Raw genomic sequence first — 19,806 nt, 5'->3', positions numbered from 1 at the left:
CTTTACGCGGCAGGTTGTGTATTTTTAAGTAGTGGATATCGGTTCTTTATTTGTTGCACCTTGAGAAGCCAAGCTTGCTTGAACTTTTCTGATTCCGAATTATCCACACTAAGTTCATACTGCCACTCAATGTAAAGTGGGTCTGATTCTTTGAGATACGCATTTCGACGTGAAATTTCAATTTCAACTCGTTGTTGCTCTACAATAGCTGAATCAACAACCTCAAGCGGAACGCCAGCCGACAGCAAATCCTCCTTGCGCCATTCTGTATATAAAACATTGTTATAATTTAGTTTTTTAATTAAAGAATCCACTTTCCTTACTCCTCATATAAGTTTGTCGATGCGTTCGTAATATCTCGACTAATTAATTCTTTCCAAGAACCCACCCCCTCAAGTTGGCTTTGAACACCATACAATATGAACGGCATGGGTTCGGAGCCGTAAGAATCCATTAGATACTGTCTGCCGTGGTCTATGATTAAACCGCTTAAATCGTTCTTTATCACTTTAGCGCTGCGAAAATATAAATCTGCACTACCGAACGAGCCAGCCGTATGTTGATGCATTAATGGCATATGGAAGATATCAACGATAGTATGTTCTAAAATCACATCACCCTTACCATTCATCGTCGAAAAAGCTGATGAATATGGGAGAATGTGTTTACCTTTATATGATTCATTTAATGTTGCTGTTTTTATTCGGATACCGCGCATAAAGATAGTTGTACCCAAACCAAGCACAAAACCACGTTGACCGACTCGGCCATCATGTCGAACATATGGCATAAACTCGATATCAACACATGTTGAAAAATCAGGATAAGCATATCCGTCCCCAAGAATCCTTATTGTCCTATTCATACCATAGATAGAGCTCGTTACTTGGTGATTTTGTCCGCGTTTTACATGAATATTTACATACGCGCCTAAAGGCGTCGACTCTACAGCGCCCTCAATTGTTTGCTTTGCTGAAGCCCATTTCATACCATCGTTTGAGTTATCGCCGTTTTCTGCATCGACATAAAAACTAAATACGTTAGCAACGCTAATACTACTTAGAATTCGATTTGAAACGTCCTCTACTTTGCTATCTATCTCTTGAACTTTCCCACTCACCGTTTTTGTTAACGCCCCCACCGCTTTAACAATTTCGGCGCTTTCATTTGCTTTCATATTTAATCCTTATTTAAATGTAGAACGATTTAAAATACCTCAGGTGGGTTACCCACTTGGAAAACACACCCAAGAAACGCTGGCCATTCCCCTGACAATTAAGCATAAACAGGGTTGAGAACCGGAACCGTAAACAAAATTCTGGCTGAATTTACTTTCCCATACTTGTTGAGGGCAGAACGTGCATCGAGCTGAGGTGACATTATTGATATTGACCCGTTATTATTTGCGATCACAGAAACAACTTGGGAAGATAAATCTTGAACGACGGGGCCGATTTTGTAATACCACTCCACAACACCAGTGGAATAGGCCTCACTGAAATGAGTGATACCCGCACCTCGCAGCGCTTCTGCAAGCGCAGCTTTTGACACCACAACCTCAAACCCCGAGTCATCGTTACCGCGTATTGAAAAACCGTGAATATAAATACAACCAGAAATGAACGCCATCGAACCGCATCCCGCGATTTTAAAAGTTGTTTTTCCAACTGAAATGGGGCTGTATTCACCAATCCTTAAACGTTCGTAATGAGCGTCAGAGGCATTGTCCGTTGAACTAAAGCCTGATTTAAAATACTTGGTAAGAGCAAATCTATTGAGATCCGGCAATGGGTTTGAATCATTTGACTGTTTATCTTCGAGTAATTCGATTTGATGCTCTAAATCACGTAAACGTAATTCCTGTTCAATATTGAGGTGAGCATTTTCAACAAGGTTTGTTGCCAACTCAGTAACGACCTCATTTTGTGTATTACTGGTGTCCTCCAAACCTCTTTCGACCTGCTTAACGGCCTGATTTTGACGTTGGAAATTGGTTTGCGTATTGGCTTCAAATGCGGCTTGATACGCAGCTAAACCTTCAACATTTTGATCTAACTCTTGTAACTGAAAAGTATGATCAACCAGCAAACAGTGCGTTTCAATCACGCCTGCACTTAACGTTTCAAACTCTTCATCAATCATGATGTTTAAGTTTTCAGTTCCGACGACAACCGTTAATGAATCGCTTGGTAAGGCTTCAAAATTCATCGTAAAAGGCACAATAACGTGCGCCCCTTTTGATTTATAGGTTAGCGTTCTATTTGGTTCAGAAATAACGCCAAGCAGTGTTCCCGACTCTAACCATAAAGCGATTTCGCCAATCGGGAACTCTTTATCCCCTGAAAACTTGGCCGCCATTTGTAGTGAGGTATCGCTAACGTTGACACATTGAATAATATCTTCAATTTGTCGCTCATTACGTAACGCCTGCTGAGAAGGGCTGGGCGTATAAGACTGGTCGCCCACCGATATTTTGGCAATTTTGGCTTTTATGCCTGCATTCTTTGCGCTGATACACTCAGCTAAGCCATGATGCGTAATGGTTACCGCTAATGTCATATTGTTCTCGCTATTATTTCAATTGGGGTGATTGATATGGAATAAGGGCCCAAAGAAGCGCCAAAACCCAGAGGTTTGATGCCCTAACTGGCACAATGACGATCCAATCGACACCGGTTAAATACCGAGGTTGATGCTTCCCCCTTCCTTTTCTCATGCAGTCAAACGAAACAACGGCGAGACGCAGTAAGCCAGCATGGACCAATATTGCGCTCGCTCTGGCTATACAGGCTGTAGAAGCTCAATTTATCGCTCAGTTCTTTCGCTTAAAATAAAGAGCCCTACAAAAAAGTAGGGCTCAAGGTGAGATTTAGGCACAAAAAAACCGCTTAACGCGGTAAATAATTAACTGTTTTTATTGTGCCTATTAAGGTTTATCTGGAAATTCAACCTTCCCTGTAGCTAAGTAATGTTGAGGTACATCACGTAACGCCTGACGATACGCTCGTAGCGCTGCTACATCTTCATTGCGGTCTATTGCTGTGTTAATCATAATATCAGCTTCAGCAATAAGCGGAGCTCGTTTCATACGGATGGCAATAACAATATCTTGCTTCGTTTCGTCGATAATTGCTTGTCGTGCTTCACTTTCGGTCAAGCCCATTTCAACTAACGTGGTAATATCAGCGGGTACATTGATGAACTCTTCACCGTTGATTGTGATCAATTTAATCATGCTTTCGCTCCTTTTGCTTCTAATCTATTAACACGCCCAACGAGAGCGTCGATATCAACATCTTTAGTCGCGGCAGAAACCGGATAAGAAATATAGTAACTTTTATGATTATTCTTACTATCCCCAGTCACAATATCGGCAACATTTAGTTCAACAGCTCGCCATTCTACATTGACTCTTTCAGATGCATGCTTGTAAACAACCTCTCCCTGCCTTTTGAGACTGAATGGTATTTTGTGATTTGTATAAATACGGTATTTTAAATTCCCCCCCCGCAGATGAAAACTTGACTGAGCGTTGCAAATAAATCCCGTATCTTTCTCCGTATACATGGTATCTGGTAAGTCAGAATTAACCTTGTGGGCGGATGCGTAACCGAGAAAGCCAACGTTGGCGACCGTTTGCTTATATCGTTGACAATTCACTAAAGTTCTGAGGAAGTTAGCATCGCCATCCCAAGAATAAGTTTGGCCTACGAGAGAAACGAGGACTCCTGATACATGAGACACATCAAAATCGCTCCTTTCGTCAACATGTCTTGAATTATTGTTCCATGAATAGTGGCGGTAGATTTCTAGCTCAAATGAGTCCGAAGATGGCATGCGAAAATATACCGGATAAAAAGTATCTTTATCGCCTTTTACCGTAATATCAACGTAGAATCGTCCTTCCGCGTCAATTGAAGCTGGGGTCGCCGTAGCAATAAATTCCTCAACTTTCTTCTTTTGCTTGGCAATTGAATCGTTTGTTTTTTTATCAATGGCTCCCATTTTTTGTGATACCTCGTCAGCCAACTGTTGTGACGCACTCGTTTGAGCTTGTGAGGCTTTTTTTAATTCCTGTAATTCTTCGGTTATGTTTGGCATTAATGACTCTCCAATTTTCGGATTGCTTCGTTAGATTTCATGGTGTTGTTTGCTTGTCGCACTAACACGGACTGAGTATGAAGGTGCGCTTGTGTGTTGCTCATCGCAACAGCACCGAACGTTTCTTGTGTCTGCTGTTTAACAAGAGACAACGCTTTTTCTAGCTGAGATGTTGACTCGATCAATAACCCATTGAGATTTTCGATAAGGGAATCAGCCGCTAAGAGCTGGTCGTTCACCTTTATCTGGTTATGCGCTTGTTTAATTTGAACCGTTTGGCTTCGAACGAATGCAAGCGCATCACTCATCATTTCAGGCTCAATCATGATGTTTAAATTTTCGGTCCCAACGACAACCGTTAATGAATCGCTTGGTAAAGCTTCAAAGTTCATCGTAAACGGCACGATTACGTGCGACCCTTTTGCCTTATAGGTCAACGTTCTGTTGGGTTCGGAAACAATGCCAAGTAACGTTCCCGATTCTAACCATAAGGCGATTTCACCGATTGGAAACTCTTCGTCCCCTGAAAACTTGGCCGCCATTTGCAGCGAGGTACTGCTGACATTGACGCATTGAACAATGTCTTCAATTTGTCGCTCATTGCGTAGCGCCACTTGAGAAGGACTTGGTTTATAGGATTTATCCCCCACCGATATTTTGGCAATTTTGGCTTTTATACCTGTATTTTTCGCGCTGATACATTCAGCTAAACCGCGATGCGTAATGGTTACCGCTAGTGTCATGTGATTCTCGCTATGGTTTCAATTGGTGTGATTGATATGGACTGCGGGCCCGTAGATGTACCCACACTAAGCGATGTTGCTGCCTTAACTTGCGCAAGTTTCGCTTGAATCGTTAATGGTTGGATGCTGACAGCATGAGAGCTTGAACCTGCGGCCAAACCCAGCGATGTGGATGCTTTAACTTGTGCGAGTTCGGCTTGAATCGTTAAAGGTTGAATACTGACACTGGGTGCGCTCCCCGCTGTCACACGAAACGACTGTGAGACGCGATAAGCCATAGTTAAGTCAATACTGTCTCGTTCTGACTTTACATGGTTTAAGCGTTCGATAAGACGCTCGGCTCGCTCACGATCCACGCTACGTTCAGTCTTGTTCTCAGCAGTCACATAAACGGTATACGGCACCCCATTTTCAACGTGCCTCCAATGTTTTATTTGCGCTTGATAATCCACAGCGTCGAGCGCCATCTCAATACCGGCCTTGGTACCACTGGCTTGATGCACAGCATAAGACACCTTGGTGATGGCGCGTTTCTCAGCTTCACTATCACTGAAAAACCAATCATTCACACCACGCTCAGAGGCCATCAAAGGTAATAAGTTTTGTGGGATCGTGGTTGGTGAATTGATGGTAGCCAGCGTGTTTTCGCTTTGAACTAAGGCTTTAGTACTTTGTTCGTAGCTTCGTTCAAACGTGGTTCGGTTATCTGGCAGCAGTGTATCTTGATCAATGATTTCGGACATTCACCACCACCCCTTGACAATACGGCGCTTCAAACCAGTCGCACAACACATCGTTGCTAGGGCTAATGATGCTCAGTTTTTTTACGTTGTGGTTGTGAGCAATTTGATCGATGCGTGAGCGTTGAACATGGCCGCCTAATTTATGCTGTTTCTTACCATAATCGTTTAAGGCTTGAGTTAAGCCTTCTCGGTCAATCAATTGAGTAGGCGTTGTTTCTTCCCACACATCAATGGCGATTGTGTACGGTTTTATCTCTGCGGAAGCGGTAGTGATATGGTCAGATTCTTGAGCAATATCAGCACGGCTACAATAATCCAATACTGCTTTTTTTAACGCCTGATCAGCCGTGCCATCCCCAACAGGAGAAAGAATACGTATTTCTACCTCACCCGAGTTTGGTCTCAGCATTCTTGGCTCAGCATCTTTTGGACGAATCACCTCTTTAGTAGAAGTAAACTCAAAGCGTTGAACAACGACGTTGTCAGACTCACGATGCACAGTAATGAATGGGCGTTCGCCCAACGTCATCGCATGAAATTTATAACCCGTTCTTGTTCCTGTCGTCGCCAAACCATAAGGCGCTAGACTGTAACGAAGCAAGAGCGATGCATCAGATTCCATCACTGCTGCAACCGGTGGGAAAACCGTATTATCTTCAGGTTGTATGACTTGCCGTGTTAAACCTAAGCGAGACACAACCAAATCAATCATTTCAGAATCGGTTGCGGTTTCTGAAAAATTTTGCAGGTATTTGTGGTTATCATTACGTGTCTCTTGCTGCCTAAACAAAATCATTGAATCAAGGAGCAGAGCGGCTGATTCATTTGGGCTCCGGAGGCCTCGAGTCATTAACTGTGCGACCTCTGTACCGACTTCTTTCTCTGCAAAAGGGAAAAAAAAATCATTAATGAAACGTTCACGCATCGTTTCAAATGGCTCAACAGTCAGAATGTCAGGGATTTTGGTCACACTCATATTACTAGCACCTCTCTTTTTCCTTCATACGTGTAATGAATCTGAATTCGAAACCCCGTTCCATGTATTCGAACATCAACAACGGGATCTGCAATGTCAGCTAAGTCGTTGGCTGGGTTAGTAATAACTCTATGAATACGGTTAATCGCTCTCATACGGTTCTGTTCGTTCGCTAACCCCATGAGCATACGATACTGCCCACCGACCTTACGGCGTTTCTCTCTCGAACCTTCTTGCGTCGTGATCGCTTTGGCTAAACGACAAGCCGCTTGCTTAGCTCCCGTCACCGTCAAGCCCGTTTCTGGGTCTATTCCCATTTGCATACTGCCCCCTTAATTGGACGGGAGTTCGGTTGGCTCCCCTTCTTTGTTCACCATATGCTTGTGAGTACTGAAAGTGACACCGCTTATAGTAGCGGCAGACAATACGGCGCCATTGCTTGACATTGAGAAAGCACCAGGAGAGTAACTCACAAGCGTAGGAGTTTTAATTTGTGCACTTACATCCAACGAACCTGTGACTTTGACATCTCCGGTTTGTGAATGCGTGCCCTTGGTTTTCGAGGTGTTGGCGGTTCGAATATAATCGTTGGTTTGCATGGAAATTATATCCGCCGCCTCTACCGTAAATGATGGGGTCACGAACTTGATTGAGTTATTAGCTTCAACCAAATAATTGCCATCAAAATCAGCGGTCACTTTGAAGACATCTAAAACACTTAAACTGGTTTTTCTGGGGTCCGTATCATCAGGAAAAAATTCGGAGCAATAGGTTGCGGGTAACGCGATAGCATGAGCCTCATCAACCCCACCCGACAAATTCAACACAACCACTTGCTCACCAATACTCGGAGCTCGCCACTTAATCACCTCCCCCGACTCGAAAGCGACCCATTGGATCGGAGGAGAGACATAGTCATCTGCTGAATTCGGGGCGTAATCGATCACTGCTTTTGAGCCTTCCACAGATTTAACACGTCCCAGTCGTATTAGATTTCTTAGCTGACGTTCCATGCCACTTACACGATGCGTTAAGTTGAGAATGGCTTGCGTTATATTCATGTTTAGAGTCCACCTATTTCAGGAACTGTTGAACGAAGCTCAATCACAAGCTTCGCTGCAAAAGTAGGTTAATCTCATATATTCAACAATATCGAGGCTTCGCCACCACTTAGAGAATAAGTGCGCTCGATCTGCACGTTCGTTTGGAACTTTGTAGACATTCGCGAGGATCCAAGCCCCTGTAACAATGAGTGATAACGTCGGGTTATTCGCTAAATGTTCAAACTTGATACTTTTTAGATCCATACCAAGCGCCGACAAAATTTGCTTTCGATGAGCATAAAATCGGTGATGATTTTGCATTAACTTAAACTGGTAATGTGATACAGAGCATACGCCACCGTATCGGCTTTTCTTTTGACCCGCTTTTGACTCAATAAGAGTAATTTCAAACAGCAAATGACCAAGGTTAGGTACACCAAACACTTGGCCAACAAGAAAACACGCATCTTTAAGATGCAAGGGAGAGAGAGCGCCATGTACCATTTACTAAGCTCCGTTATCGATAAAATACCTACAATGAAAGCTAGTAACACTCGTAGGGTTATTAAAAAAAGGGAATACGGAAGACGACAAACCCACTAAGGCACGGTAACTTCCAAGTCAGCTATAAATCTCTCTTAAAGACTTGCTGCGTGATAAATTTAATTATGTGGATATGCCCAAGCGCTCCAAATACGCCATACACCACGGTTTGGCTATAGGACATACCTTGCATCAAGCCGAGATGCCAGGAGCCAAATGCCAACGCTAAAGCAATGAAAAGCTCTGCAATAAACACCTGAGGGGAAATCTTTTCTGCTTTTTTAAGAAAGACGCCCAGCCTGGCGACAATAAACACGACGACAAATAACAAAAAGCCGTCCGTCTCTTTGTTATAAGAAAACATAAATTGAAACCTGTTTAAGCTACTGTTGGAGATGAAATTTTAAAGTTTTAATCGTTCACATAATCAGCTAAATCAATTTTAACGCTGGTAAGGAACAGACCATCGTGCATAAAAAAACCCCTTTGCGAATGCGAAGGGGTTTTGTCAATTTACGAATAAAATAAGGAGTTTTTCGACCGTGGAAAAATCATACTACAACCAGTCAGGTTATTGCAAGCAAAAAGCTCATATTTGAGCTAAAAAAACTAACCAGCAGCTTTATTGATACAATTTTGAGCCATATAACGCTCATAAAACTCGCACAATGCTAGCCTATCGAAAGAGTCAAATAGAAGCGTAATGTTGTCATTATGCTTCGCATAACACTCATAGTATGTTTGTTTTTTAATCCCTACCGCCTCGAAATATGTACGATGAAGGCAATCCAAAAAATCCCGCTTGACTAGACGTAAAACTAAAATAGACAGCACTTTTTTCTGCGTTGGTTTACGGCACTTTTCTAATGGTAGGCGCTCCATAAGCGCGTTCAGTAAGGCTGGGACATGATTTAATGATGGGCTATCAGCATATCGATACAGCAACCAATTGTTTATATCGATTGGTAAGTTATTAATAACTCGTTGTATCTTCAAGTGCTCGAACACATCGTCCGAACAATTTAGCTTTGAAGTGGCAGCATTTCGAGTTCCCTTAATTACCGAAGATTGATGGTGACCTTTCTTTTGGGGCTCTTTGCCATTCCTTACAAGATTGAATATCGACTTTTCTGAAAAATCAGAATTTATCTCCGGTTGATAAGTTGCAAGCGCTTCCATGATCCGTATACGTGTCGCCTCAAAAAAATCTTTTTCATCATTCATTTATCGCAAAACCCTATTTATATGGTTAATTATCCAAAAACAAAAACTGAAAAAATGAGCATAATAGGAACAATGAAAACCTAAAAGCATCAAATTTGAGTCAAAACACTAACATCAAAAAATAAAAATGGCCATTTTTTATGCCTACGATTGCGTACTTTTGTCGATAGCTTACTAATTACGGCTAAAAATAAGAGATAAAACACAATTTCTTTGGGAAAAAAGTACTAAAAGTCTCTTCTATGAAAACTTTTTGTCACTTTTATACCAAAAAAACTCAAAGTTAGTACTTGTAACTATCGGATGCTTTATAATTGGGAGATTGAAAAAAGTAAAAACACAACGCATTTTTTACTGCGTTGGACACATGACCTCGAGGGTCTGATTCATTAGGGTAAGGACAAGTGCCCGTTGTATTTTAATAGGAGTCAACATGCCAGAAGCACATCAGGTTTTTGCAGCAATCCGAAAGTCAAAAAAATTAAAACAGAAGGATTTCGTTGGTATTGCTAGTCGTGCAACCATTGGAAGGTTTGAACAGGGCGAAGGTGATTTACCAACCCAAGTACTTATCAAGGCTTTAGAAAAAATGAACATGTCGTTCGGTGAGTTTGTCACTCGCATGGAAATGGAAGAGACGCTTGGTTATCACACTAAAAATGTAAGTATTCGTAGCTGGACGGATATCGGAAGAGAAAATTCAGCAGAACATGGAACCATTTTTTACCCAAACGGAGCTAAATTTGAGAGTTATGCTTTAAAAGTACGGGACGCAGCGATGATATCCCCTGATTTCACTACCAATTATCCTATTGGTTGCTTCATCATCGTTGAACCCATGAGATCTGTTAATGATGATATTCTAGTTATCGTTAAAGCAGGGGGGACGTTCCATTTTAGACGTAAGTATCGTGGAAAATTTGTTCCAGCTAACAGTGAATTCGAAACCATTGATAATGGTGAAATAGTCGGTCGTGTTGTTGGCTGGGCAGGTCATGGCTAACCCTTTTTTCTTCATGTCGAACCAAGATAAATATTAACCACCGCCAAGTTTCTGATATTTTTACCAGTCGTGGTCAACTGACATTGACCACAGTTTCATCTCTCATTTTTCCTACCTCACATAAATACCCACTTGGTCAAAATAGTTCAACAATAACAAGAATCATCGGCCAGTTCTTCTTCAAGTAGTCTTCAGCTTGAGTGATTACCCCACCCCTTCTTTCTTTGGTAAGCAATTATTATATATATTAAGTATTAATTTTTTGTATTTATTGTAGATGCTTGACTTGTTGTCATTTCATGCTTGATTTATTTTTTAATAAATCAAGTATTCAACAACTTACCCACAGCTGGTATTGCCTTTAAGACTTGTTGATCTCAAATTTCCAAGGCTTTTTAATGACCAAAGAGTCAATAGCAAGAGGTGGATGCAGATAATCACCACCAACTAAGGTGGTAGAAAGTAGTCGACGTTAATGTGAAGTAGGAGTCTGGAATCTACCTATACGATGGAGTTCGTTTTCGGTTATCTCATGTCGAGGACAGAAAGAGTCGTCTCTGTCTAAGCGACTTTTCAAAGCCGGCTTAGAGCTGGAAGTTCGCTTTGATTGGGCGTGGCTAAAACGGCGCTGGTTTTCGCCCCCGTACCCATAATCTTGAAAACCTCGCCCAGTTCTGATTTCTTGCTTCTTCCTTTGAACTGAAGCTGCGATTTTCTTATCACGATAGTGTTTGTATTGAACAGCACTTTTTATTGATTCTCTTACCTTCTTACCTGTACCAAGAAGATCATACAATCCAATGAACACACGTTTGACTGAATTTTTTCCGTAATAACGCTTTCCGTTACCGCACTGATAATAGCCATATCGAATATTAGAAATATACCAACCTAAGCGCTTGGCGCTCGCAATGATACCGTCTAGTGTACTACGTTCAATCCCTAGCTTTTTCATAAAGAATGCGTTTCCTGCCGGCACGACATGCCATTGGCCATCAGGTGTCCGAGACTTAGATACGATTACATTTTGAGCCTGATCGGTATAAAGCATAGCAACGCTAATGAATCTTAGGAGATTAAAATAATGGTCTGAACGTATCGATTCACAATTTGGTAGACGCTCACCTCTGAAATGACTTTGTATTAGACGTTCGACAGAGCGTAAGATTCGAAAATCTCGATGCTCATCAAGCTGAACATTAAAATAGGTTTCAATAAGATTTTTATCTTCTAGCGCTTCAAATTTTGGATCGAATTTAACCGTATTTAGACTTTTTCTGAGGGACATTTTGTTCATCAATTCCTAATATTAAAAAGTATGACGGCCGGTAGATGTGCGTAAAACTATATCTGAAAATATTAAAAACGATCAAGCTAAAACTAAAACAAAGAAATGATTAGCTGAAGTAAAACTGATAAGAAACAACAAGATAAATCGATATCTTGTAGCTTATGGATCATTACAGCCCTACCCCATTACGCACTCAACAATCACCCACCTCAGAGACAGCCCTTCAGCAATACCTGAAAAGTTATTTGCAAAATAAAACCCTAAAAATATGTGTTATATAAATACAAAAAGCCGAATTTTAGATCTAAAGTCATTTTTTATGACGTTAGCTATAGTAAAAACACACAAACACTGTTTAAATGTACAGTAATTCAATCAGGTAGGGGGGAGTAGATGAATAACGGCATAATTGAGCATTTAGAAAGTGTGGAAATCAAAGTACAACAGCTGACTGCAATTGCAACTGTCACTGGGGAAGCGGCAGAAAAAGTAGAACACGGAACATTGGCTCTTTGCTTTCAAGTTATTGAACGCTTAGGAAGAGAGTGCCTCCTCCACATAGAGCAAACAGAATAAATACGTCAACACACAATAATGCGAGCCTTATACATCAAGCTTACATCATCCAAAAACGTCATGTTTTGAGATTATCTTTTAGGTACTACAATTAAAAAAACAAGTGACGCCGTCACAAAAACACTAAAACCGACTTAGTCTGTTAAACGAAACACTTCATCAAAAAATGAAAGAATTCTCGCTAAACATCAAATTTAAATGCGTTTTTGTGCTCATAAACTCTGTTCTTATCATCCGAAAATCGGTTGGGAGAATAGTTAGAATAAATCTCAGCTCATATTTTGGCTCATGGCCATCAATGAAATACCTCATCATTACACTTGCTGCCACTTACTAAAAATTTGGCGAATAATAACAAACGCACACACAGAGATGATGTCAAAAATAATCATCAAAAATTTCGCAAGTTCAGGGGGCATAAGTTTTGTCTTCCCTCCCCCCTCCCGAAAAGCAAACATATGATAGTAAAGTCTTTTTTCTTTTAAGCGGTTTGGGGACAATGGGGGTTGTTTTGATTAAACACAGAGTGATGTTCTAGCTAACTCAGTAAAGGTTCTTTACCCACCCTATCTTTTGACTCGATAACACGTGCGAAAGTTAGCTAAAACATCTGGGGACAATGGGGGTTGTTTTTTTGAAACCAACGGACTTAAATCAACCTAAATCGGTTGGTCTTCCACTCTAAAGCGTCGATCAAGCCTTGCTCATACATGCCAGCCCAATCGTAAAAGAACGGCGCAAAACCTTGACCGCCCGTGATATGAGAAAGCGCAATGCAAGCAATCACTACGCCCGCAGAGATAGCGTATTCCACTGGGTCGCCCGTTCTAAAACGACCACCAAATAGATGAAATCGTCGATCACTGTAGGGAGAAAAAGGCACCCCCGAAACGGTCATTGCATCGGTCAGTATATGGCTGACACCTCCCCAGGCAAACGCCATCCCTAACCCGTGATAATCCCAAACTAAGGTAAAGGCGAGGGCGACCATTAACCAATGGGTGAAGACATGAGTGGGACCTCGATGTTTAATTGGCCTGCCCGTCAGTTTATATACATACTCCATCCAATCTGGTGCGGTTGCGCCTGCAACACAAGCCGCGACATGAGGTGGCGAAACCACGGCACACAAGGCACCCGCAATTAAGGTGTGGTTGAGCCATTTCATTTGTTCACCGCCTGTGCGGTGCGCTGCGGCAACACGGCTATTTTTTGTAGATAAGTGTTTATCGCCTGACTTTGGCCCTCTTCACACATAGCCACTAACGCCAGGCGTTGCTCAACCAATGTGGCTTCATACGTTAATACATCACGGTGGGCCGTGGCGACTTTCTCGAGCAAGGTTATCTGCTCATCAACGTTAGCAACCCCTTTGCTCACTCTTGCTTGGGATCGCGCCTCGAGAGCCAAGTAGAGCCCCATCGTTCGATAGGAATAATTGCGGCTGGCCAGCGCTTTAGTAAAAGCAGCGACCGCGCTTGCGGTCGCGGTTCTGCGCTGATATTCCCATTGGCGTTCACGCGATTGTTCGGTGGTTGAATAGAGAGGCATTTTCCCGACAATGCCAATATAGTGCTCGGAGATATCTGGCCAATCGTCATTGTTATACTCGTCCATGTTAGCGCGCATACCAGCTACAATATCGATGTCGATCTTGAATTTACTCTTCTCTGGGTAGCAATGCAGTACCGACTCAAAGATGGTGTCTGGGTCTATCTTCGGCGCGGGTAATAGGGCAGGGACGGGTGTATTAAAATGCGGGGCATCACCGTGTAACGTCGGTAATTCGAAAGGCTTAACCTCGGGTGGTAAAACGGTAGGTTCGTTCCATGGTGAGCTGATCCCCCAATCATTTGCGCTCACCATGGAAGCTCCCCCAAATAGCAGCAAAGCAAAGGCTATTTTCATTTAGATTATTCTTAATCGGCCCGGGCTGACCTGCGGCCAGAACCGAGCATTTGTAACCCACCCACAACTGCGCCCGCTTCCCAGGCGCCGGCAACCACACACATTGCGACAATAAACCAAATTAGGGCTTTGGTAGTGTCGTAGCTTGCATCGCTTAACAGGTTGGTACGTTGTGGATTTCGGCGTTCTATCACAGGGCGGACAGAAGGGGGCAGTCGTCCCTCTTCGCTGGCCGTAATGATCCAGATATTACTCGAGAGCAAACATGAGCGTGCCACTTGAGCTTTTCTGCCTGTCAGTTTGTGCGCATCGTCCACGAACAGCAATGCACCGGTGTCCAACAAATATTCAGCGAGTGCATCAGCTTTCATTTGCAAGTTGAGCCTGCGCCACTCGGTTTTGAGGTCCGGACTTTCAGTGGTTTTACGGCGCTTTTCATACCACTGAGCAACGGCTTCGTTTTCGACCCAGCTGGTCATGGGTAACAAAGTCTCAAGCAACACAGGTTGATGTTGGTTTCCCCAAATCCCATCGTGCTTTTCAATGAGGCGGCTGAGCCAACGACTTTTTCCTGAATCGTGTGCGCCGGTTATAAGTTGGCACTGGGTACGTTTGAAAGTCGACTCTTTGCGATCTTTGGACGGAGCAAACCGACGCGGAGAGTCGACGATCAGCGGTGTTATGTACGGGCTGCCGTTCTTTCTCACTCGTTTGTGATCGGTACGCAGTTTCAAAAATCTCATGTGCTCTCCGTGGCGTTGAACTCCCAGAGTACGGAAATATTGACTAGAAGATATCGCAAAGCGCGGCTTTGCGATCAGTTCAAATTTTTTCATGTAACTATGGGTTTTATCAGTAGTAATCGGGCGAGATCGACTTCAAATAAAACGTCCGAGACTCACGTGAGTTTTTCTGCACGTAGAAAAAAATTTAGATCGAGGTAAGGGGTAAATGATACTTGTGATGGATGACTGTGATATCTAGGATAATCAGTACGATTAAAACCGTCATTAAATTCGTATTTTCTTTAGGCAAAAAAGGTCCTATGACGGGCTGAGTAATGACACACAAATACGTGAACATCCACCTAAAATTCATCCCATCGATAAGACCGATTTAAGTTGTAGCTTTTCAATTCTGTTTTTTTATCAAGCGCGTAGTTAGTCAGTGTATTAGTTAGGGCTGGGCATAACTGATGGCTCGCCACACCATTTGTAGGTTGGGACGTTACCCCCCTTCCATTTACTCGCTATGTTAGTTGGTTAAATCACCCTACATGATTTATCGCATCCTCATGCTCTACCACAACATAACGAATCATTACCGTTAACTTGTTTATCTCTGCAACCGCAGAACGTCTCCGTCGAGGACGAAAAGAGAATTGTCATTCATTTTTTATCACCCAATTATTTATTGTCGTTGGCGTAAGTGATCCGCATCGACCTAGGTATGAATCCTAGTAAATGAGTATTACGACTAGAAACGGCATATCTCGCTAATGACTTATCTAAATTACTCGTATTTAGCCATATCATCGAATAAGCGTAAGGGGATCGTTTTAGGTAGTGTTGTGCGATCATTAGTGAGTGATCTACGAGCTTTGTTACATTCGGTACATGTTTGTTTGTCGTGCTAGTCGAAGATAAATTACAGCGTTTTTATGTGGATAAGTGATTGAAAGTCTGACAAATACCAGTTATTCACATTATCCACAGTATTTATAACAGTATATAACCTCTATAGGATCTATAAGGTATATAAGATCTATAGAGAGGTAAAAATCCTTTATAATCATGTATATAAACACTTTCAGGTTACGTATTTTTAGTGTTATTGATCTTATTTTTAGTCTGATTGATCGTTTAATTAGTACATCGGTAACAGATTTTTAGTGTACACGATCGTTTTATTAGTGTTGGGGTCACATATTTTTAGTGTCTAAAACGTTTTTATCCACTGCACGGGAATATTGGTCAAACAATGTTAGCATTTCTTTGAAGGTAACAGGAATTTAGTTAATAAATGCGATCTTTCTCCTTGAGGTTACGGAGATTTAGTCTTACTCTTATTTGAGACTAAAAAACTGTTACCTGAAGCTAATTACTATGACAGACCACCGCCAACTGATAACCACAGAAGACTACAGAGAGTTGCCTAACGACTTTTTTAAGAAAAGTCATGCACTTGTATTCAGTCAGCTTGGTTTGACGGCTCGTGAACACGATACATTTGCACTATTCTTATCGCGTTTGCACGAAGATCATTGGGTCGCCTATCAAGAAGGCCGTCATGTTTATGCGCCTGAATACACCTTCCAGTCTGAAGTATTGAAAGAGTGGTTTGGCTTATCTGCAAAGCAGTTATACCCAACATTAAAACCAATGGCTAAGCGCCTTTCATCCCGTAAAGTCGGTCTTATGAACGACGCTGAGCAAGAGTTTGATTTTATGCCACTCTTTAGTCGCGTTGCTTATAAGAAAGGGGCCTTGATCATGGTGCCAAACGCAGAGCTTATGGATGCATATTTGGCTCAATCGGCGGGTCATGCTCAGATCAATCATCTCTCTTTTAGAAGCTTGAAGTCAGAGCATTCTAAGCGTCTGTATAGTATTTTGTCTCGCTTCAAGAAACCTGGAATGAAACTGCATGAGCAGTCTATTGAGCAACTGCATGGACTGTTCGGCTTATTAGATGAGAAGGGTACTCTAACGAAGTCGAGCTATGGCAATAATAAAGTTTTCCTAGAGCGCTGCATCCGTAAGCCAATTGAAGAACTCTCCTCTAATGAAGAGGTAAAGAAGGAGCTCGCGTTTCTTGTCGACGAAGAATCTGGCTCATATGGCTACAAATCGCGTTATCGAGGTAAGAGTATTGTTGCTCTTGAGTTTCTGTTTGAGTGGAAGCAAAAAAGCGACAACAAAGGCGAAGCACAAGAGCGTGCTAAACTTGCTGCAGAAACGGTGCCAGACAACCCAATGTTGCTGTTGGCAAAAGAAGCATTCAACATTGTTCTATCGTATCCGGTGAATGGTGAGCTGACTGATCAACATAAATTGGCAATAGAGAGCGTGCGCATGGGGATTATCACTATGCCTTCAGACATGCAGTTTGATTCGGTCTTCTACCATCGCATGGAGCTTATGGAAAAGTAATTTCAGGTAACAAATTTTTAGTGTTTCGCTTCCGACACTAAAAATCTGTTACCTTCAGTGATACAGATCTCAAGTTTTATATACATCACCTTTGTTATGACGTCTAAGGTAATCAACCAAGGAAAGGTTCATGACAACCTATGCTTATCTACGTGTTTCCACCGACGCACAAGATACTCAAAATCAAAAGCACGGCATTCTCGAGTATGCGAACCAGATGGGGATCGCCGACATTCAATTTATTGAAGATACGGCTTCCGGTACCAAAAAGTGGCATAAGCGTAAACTGGGTCACTTGCTTCAGGAATTGACGGTTGGGGACACTATCATCTTTGCAGAGATAAGCCGAATAGCACGTTCAACATTATAGGTGCTCGAAGTACTTGAATTGTGCTCCTCCAAAAAAATCCACGTTTTCATTGCTAAGCAAAATATGCGTCTCGATGGCACTATGCAGGCAACCATCACCGCAACCGTTCTTGGATTGGCGGCAGAGATAGAACGCACCTTTATTTCCACTCGGACCAAAGAAGCGCTAGATGCTAAACGCAAGCTCGGGATTATTGGCGGAAGGCCAAAAGGCCCTGCGAAACATCTTAAGCTCGATAAGCAAAGAGACAAAATTATCGAGTACCTACAAATGGGTCTTACCCAAGCCGCTATCGCCAAGTTGCTTGATATCTCGCCAAGTACCTTGAGCGACTATATTCGACGTCATGATTTGCGAAATGTTGTTTCCACTAAGGACCGTAAAGAGCCTGCGTTTCCATTGTAGGTGTTCAAAAAGGTGTACTTTAAGGACACCTATCAAAAGGATCGTTTTTAGTGTTCACAAACTCCTATTGATATCTAATGGACATGACCATTATAGTTAGTGTAACTAAATGAACATATTAAGGCGTTAACTCATGCTAATTGGCTATGCCCGTGTCAGCTCGAGCGATCAGTCGCTCGACATTCAGGTTGAACAGCTCAAACAGGTTGGCTGTGAAAAAATCTTTCAAGAGAACGCGAGTGGTAAAAGTGCCGAGCGTGAGCAGCTGAACGCTTTAATCGATTTCTCTCGGGAAGGTGACACCATCCATGTGATGAAAGTGGACCGTTTAGCTCGTAACACTATCGATGCCCTGCAAATTGCTGATGCGCTGGCAAAGAAAGGCGCGGGCTTAGTCTTTCACGATCTGGGCAATGTCGACATTAATAGCGATGTCGGTCGAGTCATTTACACCACGATATCGGCGTTCGCAGAGATGGAAAGAAAACGTATCTTACAGCGCTGTAACGAGGGCAGGGAGCGAGCACGAGAAGAGGGAAGGCACCTCGGCCGATTTCCTAATAGGCAGCTTCATGAGCGTATTCAGGAGCTTGCAGGGCAGGGGATGAATAAGCACGCGATCAGTAAAGAGTTAGGGTGCAGCCGGACGACGGTTTATAAGGTATTGTCGAGTCAAAAGGAAATAAAAAATGAAGCTTGATTGGGAGCTATCTCCAAGCAGTATCGTAAAGTGGAAGACGTTTTATGAACAAAATAAAGATAGCAGCTTTGTTCAGAATCGATTTAAAAGGAATGTTGATCGAACTGAAGAACTCGATCTAAGCGAAAATGCAATTTGGAACGCATTTGTAATGTGCCAGTTGACGACGGCCCAGCGTTCAGGACCTACATCTACGGTATCCAAATTTTTAGAAAGCATTAGCCCAATGCTTGATTATAGGACTTGCTCAAATGCTACAGATCCGAAAAGTTTCTTCCATAAGGAGCTAACCTTTGCAAGGGTTCGACGTACCAAGATTATATCCAATAACCTAGCTGACACTCTGTATTGGTTTAAACAGCAGTATATGGAGGAGGTTAAGGCTCTCGTTAAGAAGACTTACTCGCAAGGTACGCGAGTGTCCGAAATTGAGTTGGCTGAAGCTTTATCTGGATATAAAGGAATAGGCTTAAAGCAGTCTCGAAACTTTGGTCAATATCTTGGGGTAACTAAATACGAAATTCCAATTGATAGCCGGGTAATTAAAAAGTTAGATGAATTCGGGAGTAGTTTTCTTCCATCTGCTCATGCCTTGACCTGTCCGCAAGTATACCGAGTGGTTCACAATTTGATTGATCAGATTAGTGCAGAATTGGGTATTATGCCGTGCATTCTAGATGCTTGTATTTTCTCTAGTTTTGACACTTAATTCTAGGTGGCCTTGCTAACCACTTCAGCCCTGTCTGGCCACAACCTACCCGTTGTCACAAAAATTCATGTCATGGCCTAAGCTCGTGCCACTACGTGACACAGGCCATCACATAAATGTCACAACGGGCAGGGCGGCACAGCCAGGTCTTCCGTAGCAAGGCCCCTTAAAAGCTCTGTTACCAACCCCAAACCCCAAGCTTGGGGCCTTTAGTTCAAATTGAACATAATGTGGAATAATACAAAATAGCACGTGCCTATTCGTCAGCAAGCTGTCGGGCACTGGGCTACTTCAAGTATTATTGGACATTATGTGTAAA

Annotated in this window: 22 protein-coding genes and 1 pseudogene; 6 read left to right on the top strand and 17 right to left on the bottom strand. The window is 42.4% G+C overall.

Annotated features, from left to right (window positions below; translation table 11 throughout):
* Positions 1-2 precede the first annotated feature (2 nt).
* The 13 genes from JC606_RS17945 to JC606_RS17885 all read right to left on the bottom strand — a co-directional run bounded on the left by JC606_RS17945 (position 3) and on the right by JC606_RS17885 (position 9,373).
* On the bottom strand, positions 3-314 hold the full coding sequence (locus tag JC606_RS17945) for a hypothetical protein (RefSeq protein WP_198779100.1): 312 nt from the start codon (positions 312-314) through the stop codon (positions 3-5).
* Between the two features lie 5 nt (positions 315-319).
* A complete protein-coding gene (locus tag JC606_RS17940) occupies positions 320-1,177 on the bottom strand; it encodes a hypothetical protein (RefSeq protein WP_198779099.1) in 858 nt (285 codons plus the stop codon).
* Between the two features lie 98 nt (positions 1,178-1,275).
* Complete coding sequence (locus JC606_RS17935) at positions 1,276-2,559, bottom strand: hypothetical protein (protein WP_198779098.1); 1,284 nt, start codon at positions 2,557-2,559, stop codon at positions 1,276-1,278.
* A 367-nt stretch (positions 2,560-2,926) separates the two neighbouring features.
* Entirely contained in the window at positions 2,927-3,235 is a 309-nt protein-coding gene (locus JC606_RS17930) for a phage tail assembly chaperone (RefSeq protein ID WP_233090465.1), read from the bottom strand.
* On the bottom strand, positions 3,232-4,101 hold the full coding sequence (locus JC606_RS17925) for a hypothetical protein (RefSeq protein ID WP_198779097.1): 870 nt from the start codon (positions 4,099-4,101) through the stop codon (positions 3,232-3,234). The genes JC606_RS17930 and JC606_RS17925 overlap by 4 nt, the downstream gene beginning before the upstream one ends.
* Positions 4,101-4,844 carry a phage tail protein gene (locus JC606_RS17920; protein WP_198591395.1) on the bottom strand — a complete coding sequence of 248 codons (744 nt, stop codon included), beginning with the start codon at positions 4,842-4,844 and terminating at the stop codon, positions 4,101-4,103. Before JC606_RS17920 ends, JC606_RS17925 begins: the two co-directional genes overlap by 1 nt.
* Positions 4,841-5,587, bottom strand: a complete 747-nt coding sequence (locus tag JC606_RS17915) for a phage tail protein I (RefSeq protein ID WP_198779096.1) — start codon at positions 5,585-5,587, stop codon at positions 4,841-4,843. Before JC606_RS17915 ends, JC606_RS17920 begins: the two co-directional genes overlap by 4 nt.
* Positions 5,571-6,563, bottom strand: a complete 993-nt coding sequence (locus tag JC606_RS17910) for a baseplate J/gp47 family protein (RefSeq protein ID WP_198779095.1) — start codon at positions 6,561-6,563, stop codon at positions 5,571-5,573. Before JC606_RS17910 ends, JC606_RS17915 begins: the two co-directional genes overlap by 17 nt.
* A complete protein-coding gene (locus JC606_RS17905; protein ID WP_063524146.1) occupies positions 6,560-6,886 on the bottom strand; it encodes a hypothetical protein in 327 nt (108 codons plus the stop codon). The genes JC606_RS17910 and JC606_RS17905 overlap by 4 nt, the downstream gene beginning before the upstream one ends.
* Before the next feature lie 9 nt (positions 6,887-6,895).
* Positions 6,896-7,624 (bottom strand): phage baseplate assembly protein V, encoded by a 729-nt coding sequence (locus JC606_RS17900; protein ID WP_198779094.1) that lies wholly within the window; start codon positions 7,622-7,624, stop codon positions 6,896-6,898.
* Positions 7,625-7,663: 39 nt separating this feature from the next.
* Complete coding sequence (locus tag JC606_RS17895; protein ID WP_198779093.1) at positions 7,664-8,110, bottom strand: hypothetical protein; 447 nt, start codon at positions 8,108-8,110, stop codon at positions 7,664-7,666.
* 121 nt (positions 8,111-8,231) lie between these two features.
* Positions 8,232-8,513: a hypothetical protein gene (locus tag JC606_RS17890; protein ID WP_063524149.1), complete on the bottom strand. Its 282-nt coding sequence runs from the start codon at positions 8,511-8,513 to the stop codon at positions 8,232-8,234.
* Positions 8,514-8,758: 245 nt separating this feature from the next.
* Entirely contained in the window at positions 8,759-9,373 is a 615-nt protein-coding gene (locus JC606_RS17885; RefSeq protein WP_198779092.1) for a hypothetical protein, read from the bottom strand.
* Positions 9,374-9,806: 433 nt separating this feature from the next.
* On the opposite strand from JC606_RS17885, the gene JC606_RS17880 reads away from it, so the two are divergent.
* Positions 9,807-10,376, top strand: a complete 570-nt coding sequence (locus JC606_RS17880; RefSeq protein WP_063524151.1) for a helix-turn-helix domain-containing protein — start codon at positions 9,807-9,809, stop codon at positions 10,374-10,376.
* A 472-nt stretch (positions 10,377-10,848) separates the two neighbouring features.
* Here JC606_RS17880 and JC606_RS17875 read toward each other — a convergent pair whose 3' ends face one another.
* Positions 10,849-11,673, bottom strand: coding sequence for a hypothetical protein (locus tag JC606_RS17875; protein WP_198779091.1), 825 nt, complete (start codon positions 11,671-11,673; stop codon positions 10,849-10,851).
* Positions 11,674-12,060: 387 nt separating this feature from the next.
* On the opposite strand from JC606_RS17875, the gene JC606_RS17870 reads away from it, so the two are divergent.
* Positions 12,061-12,243, top strand: a complete 183-nt coding sequence (locus JC606_RS17870; protein WP_063524153.1) for a hypothetical protein — start codon at positions 12,061-12,063, stop codon at positions 12,241-12,243.
* 649 nt (positions 12,244-12,892) lie between these two features.
* Here the strand turns inward: JC606_RS17870 and JC606_RS17865 are convergent.
* Genes JC606_RS17865 through JC606_RS17855 form a run of 3 tightly spaced genes read right to left on the bottom strand, consistent with a single transcriptional unit; the run spans position 12,893 to position 14,894 of the window.
* A complete protein-coding gene (locus JC606_RS17865; protein ID WP_198779090.1) occupies positions 12,893-13,411 on the bottom strand; it encodes a metal-dependent hydrolase in 519 nt (172 codons plus the stop codon).
* Positions 13,408-14,151 (bottom strand): hypothetical protein, encoded by a 744-nt coding sequence (locus JC606_RS17860; protein ID WP_198779089.1) that lies wholly within the window; start codon positions 14,149-14,151, stop codon positions 13,408-13,410. The genes JC606_RS17865 and JC606_RS17860 overlap by 4 nt, the downstream gene beginning before the upstream one ends.
* A gap of 11 nt (positions 14,152-14,162) precedes the next feature.
* Complete coding sequence (locus JC606_RS17855) at positions 14,163-14,894, bottom strand: hypothetical protein (protein WP_198779108.1); 732 nt, start codon at positions 14,892-14,894, stop codon at positions 14,163-14,165.
* A gap of 1,362 nt (positions 14,895-16,256) precedes the next feature.
* Between JC606_RS17855 and JC606_RS17850 the strand changes: the two genes are divergently transcribed.
* The 4 genes and pseudogenes from JC606_RS17850 to JC606_RS17835 all read left to right on the top strand — a co-directional run bounded on the left by JC606_RS17850 (position 16,257) and on the right by JC606_RS17835 (position 19,487).
* Positions 16,257-17,303 carry a replication initiation protein gene (locus JC606_RS17850; RefSeq protein ID WP_198779088.1) on the top strand — a complete coding sequence of 349 codons (1,047 nt, stop codon included), beginning with the start codon at positions 16,257-16,259 and terminating at the stop codon, positions 17,301-17,303.
* A 130-nt stretch (positions 17,304-17,433) separates the two neighbouring features.
* Positions 17,434-18,078, top strand: a pseudogene (locus JC606_RS17845) (recombinase family protein).
* A gap of 133 nt (positions 18,079-18,211) precedes the next feature.
* Positions 18,212-18,778 carry a recombinase family protein gene (locus JC606_RS17840; protein ID WP_198779087.1) on the top strand — a complete coding sequence of 189 codons (567 nt, stop codon included), beginning with the start codon at positions 18,212-18,214 and terminating at the stop codon, positions 18,776-18,778.
* Positions 18,768-19,487 carry a hypothetical protein gene (locus JC606_RS17835; RefSeq protein WP_198779086.1) on the top strand — a complete coding sequence of 240 codons (720 nt, stop codon included), beginning with the start codon at positions 18,768-18,770 and terminating at the stop codon, positions 19,485-19,487. The genes JC606_RS17840 and JC606_RS17835 overlap by 11 nt, the downstream gene beginning before the upstream one ends.
* The last annotated feature ends 319 nt before the right edge of the window (positions 19,488-19,806 follow it).

The organism is Vibrio sp. IB15, from assembly GCF_016406055.1.
GTDB lineage: Bacteria > Pseudomonadota > Gammaproteobacteria > Enterobacterales > Vibrionaceae > Vibrio > Vibrio chagasii.
This window is presented reverse-complemented; position numbering and strand designations above follow the sequence as displayed.